The following is a 15480-nucleotide window of genomic DNA, read 5'->3' as shown; positions in this document are numbered from 1 at the left end:
TCATTTTTTCAGAGTAGGGCGATGATCAGTATGATCACGAGTCCCACGGTGACGATCAACGCAGCAAGGACGGCCTCGGGCGGGACGTCGATCCGGTCGTCGACTATGTCGTCGATGCGATCGAGTACCACCTCGAGTGGGTTCTTCTTCCGCGGCGGATCGAATGGTGGTGGAGCGTACGGCGTCGGTGTCTGAGCATCGGTTTGATCGCTGAAACGAACGGCAGGCAGGCCGGCGATCGTGTTTCCGAATTCTCGCGAAGGGCGCCGCGATTCCGATACCGGGGTGGAGCGATGAGCCCAGGCCGGAACGACCCCGCCGGCCGAGGTCACCGGGACTCCACGTAGCCCGGCGATGTTTGCCCGGCCGCTGATCGCATGTCGGATGATCTCGTCGCGTGCCTGAGCCATGGTCGGTCTGCGAGCAGGATCGGGTTCGAGCATGTGCAGTAGTGGCTCGGTCAGGTCACCGCATCGAGTGGGTGGAATTATCTGTCCCTTGGCCACACGATGCAGCAGTGCAATGGAGTCCTGGTCGATGTCGAACGGCGGCTTGCCTTCGATCGCGGTATAGAGCGTCGCCCCGAGAGAGAAGACGTCACTTGCTTCGGTGGGATCCTGTCCCCGGGCCACTTCTGGAGCGAAATAGGCCGGAGTTCCGGTGATGACACTCGAATCCGACTCTTCGACATCACCTTTGGCGCGCGAGATACCGAAGTCGCTGATCTTGACGACACCGAGGGTGCGTCCGCGGTCGGCGATCAGGATGTTGCCCGGCTTGATGTCGCGATGGACGATACCGGCCTCATGCGCTTCGGTGAGTGCGTCGGCGACCTGAGCGCCGATCTGCGCAACTTCGTACGGTGGCAGTGTTTCGGCGGTGTTGAGTGCCTGCGCGAGGCTCCTCGACGGCATGTATTCCATCACGAGCCAGGGCTCGCCATCTTCGATCGCGACGTCGTGCATGGAGATGGCGTGCAAGCTCGACAGTCGCGCTGCGATTCTGCCTTCACGCATGGCTCGATTGCGCACTTCGCGTGCGGCGCGCTCGCTGAGGCGAGCAGTGGACGTGACCTGTTTGACGGCCACTTTCCGGTCGAGCAGCGTGTCCTGAGCGAGCCAGACCGCGCCCATTCCGCCCCCACCCAGCTTGTACGCGAGTCGGTACCTGCCTGCGAGTAGGAAGTCGGGTCCGACGACCCTGACGGTGCGCTGCTTCTCGGTCACGATCACAGGTTAGTTGACTATCGACGTCCGTGCCGACAGCGCTGTCGGTAGTCCGTTGGCGACCCTCCACCTGGGCTTTCGTTTCCGTCTTGACGTGGATCGCCGCAGCGGCTTTACTGGATAGGAATTCGAAAATGTGTTCGAAGGGTAAGACTTCCCCGCTGCCCCGAGAGCTGGTTCGAGTGTACTTTTTTCGCCAATTTTCGGGGAGTGCGCATGACTTTTTCTGCCGGTGCTTCCATGAGTACTACTGACTCCTCATTCGAGGTGTCACAGTCCGAAGCGTCCTTGTCGGAGATGACGTTGTCCGAACGCGTCGAGCATCTGAGGCGACGCATGGCATCGGTTCCGGCACGTGGTGAGACCCGCTCCGTCCGGCAGCCCATCGAACCCGTCATCCGGCCCCGTGTCGAGCCGGCATCATCTGTCCCGCGGGCGGTTGATCCTGTGCGAAGCAAAGCGGTACTGGCGGTCCCTCCCGCACTGGCCGCCATGCTCCCGTACGGAGGCTTGGCTCGCGGGTCCGTCGCAGCGGTATCGGGTGCAGGTTCGCTGCTGCTCGGCTTGGTGGCTGCGGTCACCGCGTCGGGTGGGCATGTCGCAGTGGTGGGGCAACCGCGGTTCGGTTTGCTCGCCGCTGTCGAGATGGGCGCAGAACTACGGAGATTGGCCGTCGTACCCGATCCGGGGGAGGACCCGGTCGAGGTAGCGGCAATTCTGTTGGACGGGCTCGATCTCGTCGTGCTCGGTCTCGGCGGTCGTTCGGTGCCTCCCTCGCGTGCGCGTGCAGTTGTCGCACGGGCGCGCAGCAAAGGGGCGGCGCTTCTGGTTACCGACGGCCACTGGGACGGCGTGGAGTTACGTCTGGATGCGGAGGTACGCAGCTACAACGGATTCGGCACCGGAGTTCGCTCGGGGCGTGGGCGTTTACGGAATCTGCAGTTGGAGGTACGTGCGCAGGGCAAAGCGATGCGGCCGCGTAGTACGTGTTTCGATCTTCGTCTCGAGCGCGGCCGTATCGAATGGTCGGTCGCAGCGCAGGTCGACAGTACGACAGGCAACGTAAGTGCCGAGACGGATCTTGCGGTTCTGGCATGAGCCGCGTCGTAGCGCTGTGGTGTCCGGATTGGCCTGCTGTCGCAGCTGCGGCGGTGGCCGATCTGCCGGCGACTCATCCTGTGGTGGTCACCTCGGCCAATCGGGTGATTGCATGCTCGGCACCGGCACGAGCGGCAGGGGTCCGCCGAGGCTTACGTCGTCGTGAAGCGCAGGCGCGATGTCCGGATGTGTATGTGGCGACGGCAGATTCGGATAGGGATGGGCGCTTGTTCGAACCGGTCGCAGCGGCCATCGATGCTGTCGCGCCAGGTGTGGAGGTGTTGCGTCCGGGGTTGTTGATACTGAGTGCGCGTGGGGTGAGTCGATACTTCGGATCGGAGCACAAGGCTGCCGAAAGATTGATCGATCAGGCTTCGGGTGCGGGGGTGGAATGCCAGATCGGAATCGCCGACGAGTTGACGACGGCCGTCATTGCAGCTCGTCATGCGGCAGTCGTCCCGCGGGGCGGTGCTGCGAATTTTCTCTCTCCACTCCCGGTTGCCGAGCTGGCAGCGGAGCCGAGTCTTGCCGCCGCGGACCGTGGAGAGCTGATAGACCTGTTGCGTCGCTTGGGTTTACGAACTATCGGCGATTTCGCGGCGCTCATGCCAGGGGAGGTGGCATCCCGGTTCGGGTCCGATGCGGTTCTCGCTCACCGCAGTGCGCGAGGTGAGCCGGAGCGTCCACCGTCGGCGCGTGCGCTGCCACCCGATCTGAACGTGGAACACCGCTGCGACCCGCCCATCGATCGCGTCGACGCCGCTGCGTTCGCCGGCCGAGGTATGGCCGAGAAGCTGCACCGCACGCTTGCCGCGGCGGCCGTGGCATGCACCCGCCTCCTCGTTCATGCTTCCACCGGAAACGGTGAGAATCTCTCACGTATCTGGCGGTGCGCCGAGCCGCTGACTCCGGAGGGAACAGCAGATCGGGTGCGGTGGCAATTGGACGGGTGGCTCACCGGGCGCAGCGAGAGTCGGCCCACGGCAGGAATCATTCTTCTGAGGCTCGAACCGGTAGAGGTCGTTGCGGCAGGTGAGCTGCAGTTGGGCTTGTGGGGAAGTGTCGGTGACGAGGACGAGCGTGCTCGGCGGGCGCTGGTACGAGTGCAAGGTCTCCTCGGTGGTGATGCGGTCAAGGTCGGGGTACTCAGCGGCGGACGTGGGCCGGTGGAGCAAGTGACGCTTCGTTCGCTCGGTGATGAGCTGGTCCCTCTGCTGGACCCCGCTGCCCCGTGGCCGGGCAGGTTGCCACATCCGGCTCCTGCGGCAGTGATGCAGACACGCCCGGAGGTCGCTCTGGAAAACGACGGCGGCAACGGTGTACACGTCACCGATCGAGGTGGTTTCGACACGGCACCCGTGGGGCTTCGGTGGGGTAGCAAGAAGTGGACCCTGCACGGGTGGGCCGGCCCGTGGTCCCTCGACGAGCGTTGGTGGGATCCGGTCGTGGGTGCGCGAGGTGCGCGTGTGCAGGTGCTTCTCGAGGAGAACCGCGCTCTGCTGTTGGTGTACGAGAACGATGTTTGGCGAGTCGAAGGCATCTACGAATGAGGTAGAAGTGAGCGCGGCTACTCTCGGGACTGTGAGTATCGACGTGGAATTACTCGATGTGGCCGGCGTCGACATCGCCTACCGAGATTTCGGTGGAGCCGATCCTGTTCCTACCGTGTTGGTGCACGGCATGGGCGGTGACAGCAGCACCTGGGACCGTTTCGCCGGCGCACTCACCGACGTGGGTCGTCGGGTAGTCACGGTCGATCTGCGCGGACACGGACGCAGTGCACACGCCGACGACTACTCGTTCGACGCTTTCGGAGGCGACGTGGCGGCGGTGCTCGACCATCTCGGGCTGTCGCAGGTAGATCTGGTCGGGCATTCGTTGGGCGCATATGCAGTGTCGGTGGTGGCGCAGCAGCGCCCCACATCGGTTCGGTCCCTCGTAGTCGAGGAGATGCCTATTCCGATTCGGCAGGGAGATGCGCCACCGTCGCTCACCGGCCGTCTGCCCACCATCACCGAACTCTGGCACGCAGGCTCGAGCATCATCAGGCATCCACGCGCTGTCTTCGCATTCGATCGGTCGATGACCAAACCTGCTCTTGCTCAGTTTCGCCGACCCAATGCTCAGTGGTGGTCTCGGCTGCCGGACATCACTGCCTCGACCCTCGTGCTCCGCGGTGGCCTGGGCGGGATGGTCGATCCGGAAAGGCTCGCCATGCTCTCCGGTGAGATCCGCTCGTGTCGGGTTGTGGCATTCGATACCGGTCACAGCATCCATCGTGACGACTACCAGTCATTCGAAAGCGTCGTGCTCCCATTCCTGATGCGTGATCGAATCTGATTCCCAAGCTCTAGTATTTGCAGATGGCACTTTCGGCGCAGGATCGTCCACTCATCGCTTGGACGATGATGTTCGCTGTCTCTCAAGCCAATATCGTGCGTCTGTTGGGGCCGGCAGGCCCTCGGGTTCTACAGATTCAGACATCGTGGTCGGCACTCCGATACCGGCAGATTCTCGACAGCATGGATGCAGCCGCCACCGCTCGATTTCGGAGTCACTACTACCCCGATTTCGTTCATCCGGTGATCTACGCGATGGCTTTGCGTGCCGGGGCTTCGCGTCTGGGCGAACTCACCGAGCTGGCACCGGCCACGGCGAAGGTGCTGGCCGTAGCTCCGATTCTGTCCGCGGCGGGTGACTACGTCGAGAACATCGCGGGTCTGTATCTGCTCGATCACCGCGAACAGATCACCGATTCGGTGGTTCGCGCCACGACGGCGGTCAGCGTTACCAAGTGGGTGCTCGCACTGGGAACTCTCGCGTACCTCGTCGGGGGGTTCGGTCGAGCAATCGCAGGTGTGGGTAGAGCCAGGCGTCACCAGTAGACGCCCGGCACCAACCGGCCGATTCGACGCGCCAACTTGGCAACTCGTGCTCCCGGACGCGACGGGTCGTGTGGTGGCGCCGCCGGTGGAACGAGTGCGGGCTGTGTAGGTGCAACCTCGCCCTTGGACGCAGCGGACTCCGGGAAGCGACGGTAGAACTGATGCATCGTGCGGTCCTTGATATTCGGCGTGAAGATGCTGCCGACCTGACCGAGAGTGCCCAGTGGGGTGTCGATGCGCTTCGGCCTCCGGATGAGCGCCCGAATCACCATCGCCCCGGCCTTCTCCGGTGACACCACCGGGCCGGCATTGCTGGGGCCTGTCGGGGTGATCATCGGGGTGGCCACCAGCGGCATGTGGATCGTGGTGAATGTTATTCCGTCGGAAAGAGTCTCGGCTGCGGCGACGTCGGCGAAACCGTCGAGTGCGGCCTTGCTGGCTACATAGCCGGAGAATCGGGGAGCGTGAGCGAGCACTGCTTCGCTGCTGACGTTGACGATGTGACCGAAGCGACGTTCACGCATGTGCGGAAGCAGTGCCAGGACGAGGCGAACAGCACCGAAGTAGTTGACGGCCATGGTGCGCTCGAAGTCGTGCAGTCGATCGGTGGAGCGGTACAACGATCGACGGATGGACCGGCCGGCGTTGTTGACCAGCATGTCCACGTGATCATGTTCGCTCAGAATAGTTTTCACGGTCTGCTCGACCGACTCGGTGTCCGTGATGTCGCAGGTGTACCCGAAGGCATCACCACCGTGTGCGCGGATGTTCGCCACGACGGAGTCGAGTTGTTCGGTACCGCGGGCAAGCAGAATGACGGTGGCACCTTTGCGTGCTGCAGCTTCGGCACTCGCTTTTCCGATGCCGGAGGATCCGCCGGTGATGATGACGTGTCGTCCGAAGAGAGGGCCGCGAGGATCGTCGCGCCGTGCGCGGTTCGGGTCCAGGTGCGCGCGCCAGTGCTGCCACAGGCGGTCTGCGTAGGTCGCCAGCGGTGGTGGGGTGATTCCGCTGCCCGACAGTGCTTTCCGGGTCGCTGCCGAGTCGAAGGTCGTCGGCAAGGTGAGATGTTCGAGCACTACCGGCGGTATGCCGAATCTGCCCAGGAGAGTGTTGCGGCCGGTGCGGACGATGTCGGTCTTCGGTGCTACGACGGCGGCAGCAACGGCGCCGGGAATGTCGATGACCTTCGCTTTCGAACCTGCGGCCTCGGAGAATGCGCGATACACCTCGTGCATCGACTGTGCTTGCGTGTTGACCAGGTGGAACACTCGCTGATCGTCCTCGCCTCGGTGGATCAACTCCACAATCGCAGCGGCGACGTAGTCCACCGGCACCAGATTGGTGGCCCCGATCTTCGGAACCGTGATGGGAAGCGCAGTAGGCAGTGTGGCCAACGCGGCGAAGAGGGGGAAGAAGAAGTATGGGCCGTCGATCTTGTCGATCGCCCCGGTTTCGGAGTGCCCCAGCACTACCGAGGGTCGATAGACGCGCCAGTCGACCGAGGATTCGCGCACGATCTTCTCGGATTGGAACTTGGTGCGGTGGTACGGGGTTGGGAAGCCCTGTCCTTTGTCGAAGTCGTCTTCGGTGAATGTGCCCGCGTAATCTCCGGCAACGGCGATCGAGGAGATGTGGTGCAACCGGGCACCGGTCCGCTCGGCAAGTGCCACCACTGCACGGGTGCCCTCGACGTTGGTCGATGCTTGTTCGTCACCGGCGGTCATGTCGTAGATGGCGCCCAGGTGAACGATATGGTCGATGCCATCCGGGACAGTGCGCAATCCGAGATCGGGTTCGGTGAGATCGCCGATCAACGGATGAATCCGGGTCTTGTCGGCGAGCATGTCGACCTGGCGTTCGAGCTTCCCGATCGACTTCTGGCGAACCAACACGTGAATCTCGGCCGCTGGGTCGCGCTCGAGCAGTAGTGGGATCAGATTCTGCCCGAGGAAACCCGTACCGCCGGTGACAATGTAGTTCGACATGGACGACAACTTACTCTGAAGTAAGTTGTTGGGCCAGGTCGGTAGAGCCCACCAGGGTGACCGGCGGCGCTCAGTGACCGATACCTACCTTCTCGTGCACCTTCTTCATCCACGCTGGAGCCCACCAGTTCGCCTCACCCATCAATTTCACCAGCGATGGGACGAGCAGCATGCGGATGATCGTGGCATCGACGATGAGCGCGAGAATCATGCCGAATCCCAGGAACCGCATGATCGACAATTCGGAAATGGTGAACGCGCCGGTGACGATGATGAGTATGAGCGCGGCCGCTGTCACGATTCTTCCGGTGCGCTGGGCGCCGATGACGACCGCTTCCTCCGTCGAAGCCCCGCCTGCGCGCGCCTCGACCATGCGCGACATCAAGAACACTTCGTAGTCGGTCGACAGGCCGAAGACCACGGCGAGGATGAGGACCACGAAGGTCGCCTCCAGCGGCGCGGGCGTCACCCCTAGGAGATCGGCGCCATGTCCTTCCTGGAACACCCAGGTGAGCACTCCGAATGTCGCCCCCAGGCTGAGTCCCGCCATGAGGACGGCCTTGATCGGCAACACGATCGATCCGAATGCGAGGAAGAGCAGGATGAGCGTCGAGACGACCATGATCGCAATCATGACCGGAAGCCACGCGGCGATCGCCGCATTGCCGTCGTCGACGAGTGCCCGTGCGCCACCGACGAGCAGTTCGGTGCCCTCCGGTGGCGTCATCGCGCGCAGCCCCGCCACTGCAGCACCGGCTGCATCGGCTTCGGTGCGACCGTCGCTCGGTTCACTGAAGATTGCTTCCAGCGCGACGACATCGTCTGTGGATCCGATGAACGAGACCCGAGCGATGCCGTCGACGGATTCAGCTCGACGGGTGATGTCGGCTATCGGTGAGCCCTGGGGTTTGGCTCCATCGAGGCCCCGGAGTACGACCGTTGCGCTCTCACCCGAGGATTGGAACTCGGTGCCGAGGGTCTCGACGGCGACGCGAGCGGGATCGTCCTTGGGGAGCGCGGTGTAGTCGACCTCGCCGAGTGCGACCTTCAGTATCGGCGCCGACAGTACGAGAAGTCCGGCGATGATCACTGCCGCTACGATGCCTGGCTTGCGCATCACTCGGGTCACGACGCCGCCCCAGAATTTCTGGGCGCGCGCCTCACCTCGATCCGATGCGGTTTTGCTCCACGTCAGAGAATTGATGCGTGGTCCGAGAATCGCCAGCAACGCGGGCACTGCAGTCAACGACAGGATCGCGGCGCTCGCTACAGCGGCCATGGCCCCGAAACCGAGCGACTTGATAACCGGTTGTGGGAAGACGAGCATGCCGGCAAAGGCGCAGATCAGCAGCAAGCCCGAGAAGACGATCGTTCGGCCTGCCGTCAGAACTGTTCGAATCGCTGCATCGGTCGGGGTCGCACCGTCGCGCATTTCTTCTCGATATCGACTGACGATGAACAGCCCGTAGTCGATGGCGAGACCGAGGCCCAGAAGTGACGCGACGTTGATGGAGAACGAGCTGACTTCCGTGACCGAGGTGAGGGCACGCAGGATTGCCAACGCGCTCAGGACGCTCAGGATGCCGACGAAGACCGGGACAGCGGCCGCGACGACGCCTCCGAAGATCACGATCAGCAGAACGAGCGTGATGGGGATGGCGATGGCTTCCGAGCGAACCAGATCTTCCTGGAGCGTCTGGCTGAAGGAAACTCCGACCACGGAACCACCGGCGAACTGGGAGGTGACGCCCGGTACCTCGAGCTGCGGTGGGATCTCTCCGAACGTGGCGAAGGTGATGCCGGAGTCGGGGCCGAGGGTGACCGTCGCGAGTGCCTTGGTTCCATCTTTCGAGACCAGAAATTGCTTCGTCCCGGTATCGGCTGTCCAGTAGGAGGTGACGTTCGCGACTGCGTACTTTTTCTGGAAGCCGTCGAGTACCGAGGTGACGTCCGGGGCGATGTCGTCGATGGTCTTGCCTTCGGGCGCGGTGTAGATGGCGACGATATCGGGGGTTTGCTGCCCCAATCCTGCGACGAGTTCCGATACCTCCGCAGCTTCACTACCTGGGTCGATGAAACCGCCCTCGCTGAGCTTGCCGAAGACGCCGAGTCCCCATATGCCGCTCAGGGCTACGACCACCACAGCGATGGAGAGCACCCAACGCTTGTGGGAGACGACGAACGAGGCCCAACGATTCACATTCTTCTCCGGCTCTTTCGGCTGCTGTATGTCACGGCGAGCCTAACTGCCTCTCGAGACAGATTGATTTGTGTCGTAGCCAAAGGGTCTAATGGAACATATGTTCGAATGAAAGTGAGGTGTCAGTATGGGATGGAACGACGGTCCGCCGACGTGGTCGGAAATGGAACGGGTGTTGTCCGGCCGCCCCTCGCATCCGAAGGTCGTGGACATCGTCGGGGACGGTGGTGACAGTCCAGCGTGGTCGCGCAAGCGTGCGGCGTACGAGAAGACGATATCGAAACCTGCGGCGACGACCACGGCATACGCGGAGCTACACGCACATTCGGCTTTCAGCTTTCTGGACGGTGCCAGCCAACCGGAGGAGATGGTCGAAGAAGCAGTACGGCTCGGGCTCGAAGCCGTCGCCATCACCGACCACGATGGCTTCTACGGTGTCGTGCGCTTCGCCGAGGCAGCAAAGGAGCTGGGGATCAAGACCATTTTCGGCGCCGAGTTGTCGTTGGACACGACGACGTCGAGGACAGGTGAGTTGGATCCGGAGGGTACTCATCTGCTGGTTCTCGCACGTGGGCAAGAGGGATACCGACGGCTGTCGCGTGAAATTGCCGCAGCTCACCTTGCCGGGGGAGTCAAAGGAAAGCCCCGTTACGATTTCGACGCCCTGTCCGAGGCTGCGGGTGGGCATTGGCAGATTCTCACCGGATGTCGAAAAGGGCATGTTCGACGGGCGTTGGACGCCGGTGGCGTCGAGGCAGCCGGTGCGGCTCTGGCGGATCTGATCGAGAGATTCGGTGCCGACCGAGTCACCGTGGAACTGACTCATCACGGCATACCGGAAGACGACGAGCGCAACGATGCGCTCGCCGAATTGGCGCGGAGATTCGCTCTTCCGATCGTTGCTACGACTGCGGCGCACTATGCGACTCCGCGGAGCGGGCGTTTGGCCATGGCGATGGCAGCGGTACGTGCACGCAGCAGTCTGGACGACGCCGCGGGGTGGTTGGCGCCCACGGGAGGTACGTATCTGCGATCCGGTGCCGAGATGGCTCGGTTGTTCGAGCATCATCCCGGTGCGGTTCGTGGTGCCGCCGAACTGGGTCGAGAGTGTGCTTTCGATCTGCATCTGATCGCCCCACAACTACCGCCGTTCGACGTGCCTGCCGGCCACACCGAAGCCAGCTATCTACGTGCCCTTACCCTCGACGGTGCTGCTCGCAGATACGGCACACCCAGTACCCACCCGGCCGCCTACGCGCAGCTCGATTACGAACTCGACATCATCGAGCGGTTGAATTTTCCGGGGTACTTCCTCGTCGTGCACGACATCGTGGACTTCTGTAAGACACACGACATTCTCTGTCAGGGAAGAGGTTCGGCAGCGAACTCGGCTGTCTGTTACGCCATCGGAATCACGAACGTCGATCCGGTGGCGAACAAACTTCTTTTCGAGCGTTTCCTTGCTCCGGAACGAGACGGCCCTCCGGATATCGATGTCGACATCGAGTCCGACCGGCGCGAGGAAGCCATTCAGCACGTGTACGAGAAGTACGGGCGTGCGTACGCGGCGCAGGTGGCGAACGTGATCACGTACCGAGGTAAGTCCTCGGTACGTGACATGGCACGTGCTCTCGGGTTCTCGCAGGGTCAGCAGGATGCCTGGAGCAAACAGGTCACCCGGTGGTCTGGCGTCGGAGATCAGGCAGACAGTGGCATTCCGAAGTCTGTTCTAGAGCTTGCCCAGCAGATCGAGGGCTTCCCAAGGCATCTGGGTATCCACTCGGGCGGAATGGTGATCTGCGATCGCCCTATTGCCGATGTCTGTCCTGTCGAGTGGGCGACGATGGCCAATCGTAGTGTATTGCAGTGGGACAAAGATGATTGTGCTGCAGTAGGTTTGGTGAAATTCGATATGCTCGGTCTCGGTATGTTGTCAGCGTTGCACTACATGATCGATCTTCTCGTCGAGCACAAAGGGCAACGCATCGACCTCGCCGATATCGATTTGAGTGAGAAAGCCGTCTACGACATGCTGCAGCGGGCCGATTCGATCGGTGTGTTCCAAGTGGAGTCGCGGGCCCAGATGGCGACGTTGCCGCGGTTGAAGCCGAGTGAGTTCTACGACCTGGTCGTAGAGGTCGCACTCATTCGGCCGGGTCCGATCCAGGGTGGATCCGTTCATCCGTACATCAAGCGCCGCAACGGACTCGAACCCGTCACATTCGATCACCCGTCGTTGAAGAAGGCTCTCGACCGCACCCTCGGAGTGCCACTCTTTCAAGAGCAATTGATGCAGATGGCCATCGATGTGGCTGGATTCAGCGCTGCCGACGCCGATCAACTTCGTCGTGCGATGGGGTCGAAGCGTTCGCCGGAGAAGATGAACCTGTTACGTGATCGCTTCTACGAGGGAATGCGAGACTTGCACGGCATCACCGGTGACGCGGCCGATCGAATCTACGAGAAGCTTTCTGCATTCGCCAATTTCGGTTTCCCCGAAAGCCATTCACAGAGCTTCGCCTCGCTGGTCTTCTATTCGTCGTGGTTCAAGCTTCATCATCCCGCCGCGTTCTGCGCAGGTCTGTTGCGTGCGCAACCGATGGGGTTCTACTCCCCGCAGTCTCTGGTGGCGGACGCTCGACGGCATGGAGTGCGTGTGCACGGCCCGGACGTCAATGCCAGCTCGTGGTACGCGGATCTCACTGCCGAGGGTCTCGAGATTCGGATGGGACTCGCTGACGTGAAGTACATCGGGCAGGATCTTGCCGAACGCATCGTCGACGCACGCACAGCAGCCGGTCCGTTCGTATCGTTCCTCGATCTCACGGGACGAGTAGAGCTGTCCACTACGCAAGCCGAATCGCTTGCTACCGCAGGCGCATTGGGATGTTTCGGGATCACCCGCCGGGAAGCGCTCTGGGCGGCAGGCGCAGCAGCAGGGGAGAGGCCGCATCTCCTTCCCGGGCTCGGGGCATCCACTCGTGCGCCGGTATTGCCTGGGATGAGCGATCTCGATATGGCCTCGGCGGACGTCTGGGCCACTGGAGTCTCACCCGATGCGTACCCGACTCAGTTCTTTCGTGAGCAGCTCGACGCACTGGGGGTAGTCCCGGCGAATCGTCTACTGCAGGTTCCCGACGGGGACCGGGTCCTGGTCGGTGGCGCCGTGACGCATCGGCAGCGACCGGCTACGGCTGCAGGGGTCACGTTCGTCAATCTCGAAGACGAAACGGGGATGGTCAACGTGGTGTGCTCGGTGGGATTGTGGGCCAAGTACCGCAAGCTGGCGCTGACGGCTCCGGCATTGCTCATCCGCGGGAAGGTCCAGAACGCAGAAGGCGCAGCGACGGTGGTGGCCGATCATCTGCAACTCATGGACCTACGGGTGATGTCGAAATCTCGGGACTTTCGTTAGAGACCGGGCAGGATAATCTGACGCGATGACCGCACCTGCATTCGGTGAGATGTGAAACTGCTTCTTCTCGCAGACACCCATGTCCCCACTCGGGCTCGGGTGTTGCCCGAGCAAGTGTGGACGGCCATCGACGACGCCGATGTGGTGATTCACGCCGGCGACTGGGTCGATGCGGGTGTGTTCGAGCAGATTTCTGCCAGGTCGAAAAGGTTGATCGCGTGCTGGGGCAACAACGATGGTGACGACCTCCGTGCCCGGATGCCCGAATGCGCACGAGTCACATTGGACGGGGTTCGGATTGCCGTCGTTCATGAGACGGGCAGCTCAGCCGGACGCGAACAGCGGATGGCAGAGAAGTACCCGAGCATCGATGTTCTGGTGTTCGGACACAGTCACATTCCGTGGGACACCGTGACGGACACCGGTGTGCGGCTGCTCAACCCTGGCTCACCGACCGACAGACGCAGGCAGCCGTTCTGCACCTATATGACAGCCGAGATCAGCGACGGGATTCTGCACGACGTCGAACTGCATCGGCTCGAGCCTCGCGTACGATCACGCGCTCGCTGACTCGGGGACGTCGCGCGCCTGGTCTACCAGGTCGTGTACCAATCGGATGATGACATCCATGTCCGACATGACTCCGGCACGAAGCTCGTCCTGCTCGGCAGGGGATAGCGCCGGTCCATCGTGTCCGTCGAGAGCCATCAGGACATCGATCTTTCCCCGAAGCGTATGCAGCGGGCCCATCAGTTCCTCTGCCGCGTCGGTGATCAGACGGTTTTGACGCGCGCCGGATTGGGCAAGGGCAGCAAGCATGTCATTGAAGCTCGTCGCCAGTGACGCAAGTTCGTCGTCTCCGGTGACGGCGATCGGTTGCAAATCACCGGTGCGCGCTACCCGTTCGGTGGCATTGCGCAATCGTTTGACCGGACGCAGTCCGGTCCGAGCTACTGCTGTTCCGGCGATCCCGGCCAAAACGATGAGAAGAGTTCCGATCGCGACGAGCGCAAGCGTCAACTTGCCGAGCAACGGCGCGTTGGACTGCAACGACTCGGCCACCATGACCGTTTCGCCCGATACGGTCCGTTTGGCCGACAGCATGTACCCGCGCACCTCGCGGAGCGATTGATCGGTCGAACCGGTTGCGACCGCCTGTTCGGTGGCATCGAGAGTGCCGTCTGGGTTGGTGAACGGTCGAGATTCTGCGGTGAAGGTTACGAGTTCGCCGTCCGAGGTCACCAACGCAACTTTGATCGCGGGCCCGTCGGTCGTGCCGACTCCGAACCCGAAGAAGGTCGAAGGAACTCCGGACGTGGCACTTGCAATGAGCGCGTCGGCATTTCGAGACACTCGATCGGCTACCTGGGAACGCAATGCTTGTTCGGTGACCAGGTAGATGGCCAGTGCGCTCACGGCAACCGCAAGAGCTGCCAGACTGATGATGAGGACCCGGATCCGGCTGTGGAGCGAGAAGTTCAATTGCCGACCCCGAGGACCCGTCGCCGCGTAGGCGATGCCGCAGGCAGTGAAGACGACATCGCTGAAGTATTACTTCCGGTGCTGAGAACTGTCTGAGAGCAACTCGCCGCAGAGGTCAGTCCCCAGAATGCTCGTCTTCTCCCGTTGCGATAGGTGCGCGGCGGGCCTTTTCGAGAACTTCGGTGGTCTGTCCGCCATGACTGCCCGGGCCGACATGAGCCTCGGCACGCATGCGCTCCACCATGTGTGGGTAGTGGAGTTCGAACGCCGGACGCTCGGAACGGATTCGCGGAAGTTCTGTGAAGTTGTGCCGCGGCGGTGGGCATGATGTGGCCCATTCCAGCGAGTTGCCGTAGCCCCAAGGATCGTCCACGGTGACCACCTCGCCGTAGCGATAGGACTTGAAGACGTTCCATACGAACGGCAGTGTCGAAGCACCGAGCACGAACGCACCGATGGTGGAGATGATGTTCAGCGTGGTGAATCCATCGGAGGCCAGGTAGTCGGCGTAGCGACGCGGCATGCCCTCGTTACCGAGCCAGTGCTGGACCAGGAAAGTGCCATGGAAGCCGAGGAACGTGAGCCAGAAGTGCCACTTGCCCAGCGTCTCGTCCATCATCCGGCCGGTCATCTTCGGGAACCAGAAGTAGATGCCCGAGAACGTTGCGAACACCACCGTGCCGAAGACCACGTAGTGGAAGTGCGCCACCAGGAAATAGGTGTCGGTGACGTGGAAGTCGATCGGCGGGCTGGCGAGCAGGACACCGGAGAGACCGCCGAAGAGGAACGTGATCAAGAAGCCGAATGCGAACAGCATCGGGGTTTCCAGTGTCACCTGACCTCGCCACAAAGTGCCGATCCAGTTGAAGATCTTCACACCGGTCGGAATCGCGATCAAGAACGTCATGAACGAGAAGAACGGCAACAGCACCGCACCCGTGGCGTACATGTGGTGGGCCCACACCGCGATCGAGAGAGCAGCGATGGCAATCGTTGCGTAGATCAAGGTGGTGTATCCGAACATCGGCTTACGCGAGAAGACCGGGAACACCTCGGACACGATCCCGAAGAACGGCAACGCGATGATGTACACCTCGGGGTGGCCGAAGAACCAGAACAAGTGCTGCCACAACAACACTCCACCGGTCGCCGGGTCGAACAGATGCGCACCGAGATGTCGATCGGC

11 protein-coding genes are annotated in these 15480 nt (G+C 62.2%); 6 read left to right on the top strand and 5 right to left on the bottom strand.

The features are described from left to right. Positions 1-8: 8 nt before the first annotated feature. A complete protein-coding gene (locus tag BJD99_RS17235; RefSeq protein WP_256895897.1) occupies positions 9-1226 on the bottom strand; it encodes a serine/threonine-protein kinase in 1218 nt (405 codons plus the stop codon). 240 nt (positions 1227-1466) lie between these two features. Between BJD99_RS17235 and BJD99_RS17230 the strand changes: the two genes are divergently transcribed. From BJD99_RS17230 to BJD99_RS17215, 4 genes are read left to right on the top strand one after another with little or no spacing between them, the layout of a single operon-like run. Further along, a complete protein-coding gene (locus BJD99_RS17230; RefSeq protein ID WP_256895896.1) occupies positions 1467-2324 on the top strand; it encodes a hypothetical protein in 858 nt (285 codons plus the stop codon). Continuing rightward, positions 2321-3874 (top strand): DNA polymerase Y family protein, encoded by a 1554-nt coding sequence (locus BJD99_RS17225; RefSeq protein ID WP_084348426.1) that lies wholly within the window; start codon positions 2321-2323, stop codon positions 3872-3874. The genes BJD99_RS17230 and BJD99_RS17225 overlap by 4 nt, the downstream gene beginning before the upstream one ends. Positions 3875-3905: 31 nt before the next feature. Continuing rightward, positions 3906-4664: an alpha/beta fold hydrolase gene (locus BJD99_RS17220; protein ID WP_256895895.1), complete on the top strand. Its 759-nt coding sequence runs from the start codon at positions 3906-3908 to the stop codon at positions 4662-4664. A 23-nt stretch (positions 4665-4687) separates the two neighbouring features. After that, a complete protein-coding gene (locus tag BJD99_RS17215; protein ID WP_084348424.1) occupies positions 4688-5209 on the top strand; it encodes a hypothetical protein in 522 nt (173 codons plus the stop codon). On the opposite strand, the gene BJD99_RS17210 is transcribed toward BJD99_RS17215, so the two are convergent. Then, the gene (locus tag BJD99_RS17210; RefSeq protein ID WP_084348423.1) at positions 5200-7197 is read right to left on the bottom strand and encodes an SDR family oxidoreductase; all 1998 of its coding nucleotides are present in this window, start codon (positions 7195-7197) and stop codon (positions 5200-5202) included. The two genes, BJD99_RS17215 and BJD99_RS17210, sit on opposite strands and share 10 nt — an antisense overlap. A 70-nt stretch (positions 7198-7267) precedes the next feature. Next, entirely contained in the window at positions 7268-9397 is a 2130-nt protein-coding gene (locus tag BJD99_RS17205; protein ID WP_179142391.1) for an MMPL family transporter, read from the bottom strand. 127 nt (positions 9398-9524) lie between these two features. Between BJD99_RS17205 and BJD99_RS17200 the strand changes: the two genes are divergently transcribed. Beyond that, positions 9525-12812: an error-prone DNA polymerase gene (locus tag BJD99_RS17200; RefSeq protein WP_084348422.1), complete on the top strand. Its 3288-nt coding sequence runs from the start codon at positions 9525-9527 to the stop codon at positions 12810-12812. Between the two features lie 51 nt (positions 12813-12863). Further along, entirely contained in the window at positions 12864-13382 is a 519-nt protein-coding gene (locus BJD99_RS17195; protein WP_084348421.1) for a metallophosphoesterase, read from the top strand. Here BJD99_RS17195 and BJD99_RS17190 read toward each other — a convergent pair. Both BJD99_RS17190 and BJD99_RS17185 read right to left on the bottom strand, forming a co-directional pair. Then, positions 13368-14294 (bottom strand): HAMP domain-containing protein, encoded by a 927-nt coding sequence (locus BJD99_RS17190; protein ID WP_084348420.1) that lies wholly within the window; start codon positions 14292-14294, stop codon positions 13368-13370. The two genes, BJD99_RS17195 and BJD99_RS17190, sit on opposite strands and share 15 nt — an antisense overlap. A 115-nt stretch (positions 14295-14409) precedes the next feature. Then, on the bottom strand, positions 14410-15480 hold a 1071-nt coding region (locus BJD99_RS17185), incomplete at its 5' end, for a cbb3-type cytochrome c oxidase subunit I (RefSeq protein ID WP_179142390.1).

The organism is Rhodococcus sp. 1163 (genome assembly GCF_002091985.1).
Classification (GTDB): domain Bacteria; phylum Actinomycetota; class Actinomycetes; order Mycobacteriales; family Mycobacteriaceae; genus Rhodococcoides.
The sequence above is the reverse complement of the archived record's forward strand: the minus strand, read 5'-3'. Positions and strand labels throughout refer to the sequence as shown.

What these genes read in the sequence shown, in the direction of transcription:
- BJD99_RS17225 (WP_084348426.1), top strand. Translation starts at nt 2,321, where the DNA reads ATGAGCCGCGTCGTAGCGCTGTGGTGTCCGGATTGGCCTGCTGTCGCA.
- BJD99_RS17200 (WP_084348422.1), top strand. Translation starts at nt 9,525, where the DNA reads ATGGGATGGAACGACGGTCCGCCGACGTGGTCGGAAATGGAACGGGTG.
- BJD99_RS17215 (WP_084348424.1), top strand. Translation starts at nt 4,688, where the DNA reads ATGGCACTTTCGGCGCAGGATCGTCCACTCATCGCTTGGACGATGATG.
- BJD99_RS17230 (WP_256895896.1), top strand. Translation starts at nt 1,467, where the DNA reads ATGAGTACTACTGACTCCTCATTCGAGGTGTCACAGTCCGAAGCGTCC.
- BJD99_RS17210 (WP_084348423.1), bottom strand. Translation starts at nt 7,197, where the DNA reads ATGTCGAACTACATTGTCACCGGCGGTACGGGTTTCCTCGGGCAGAAT.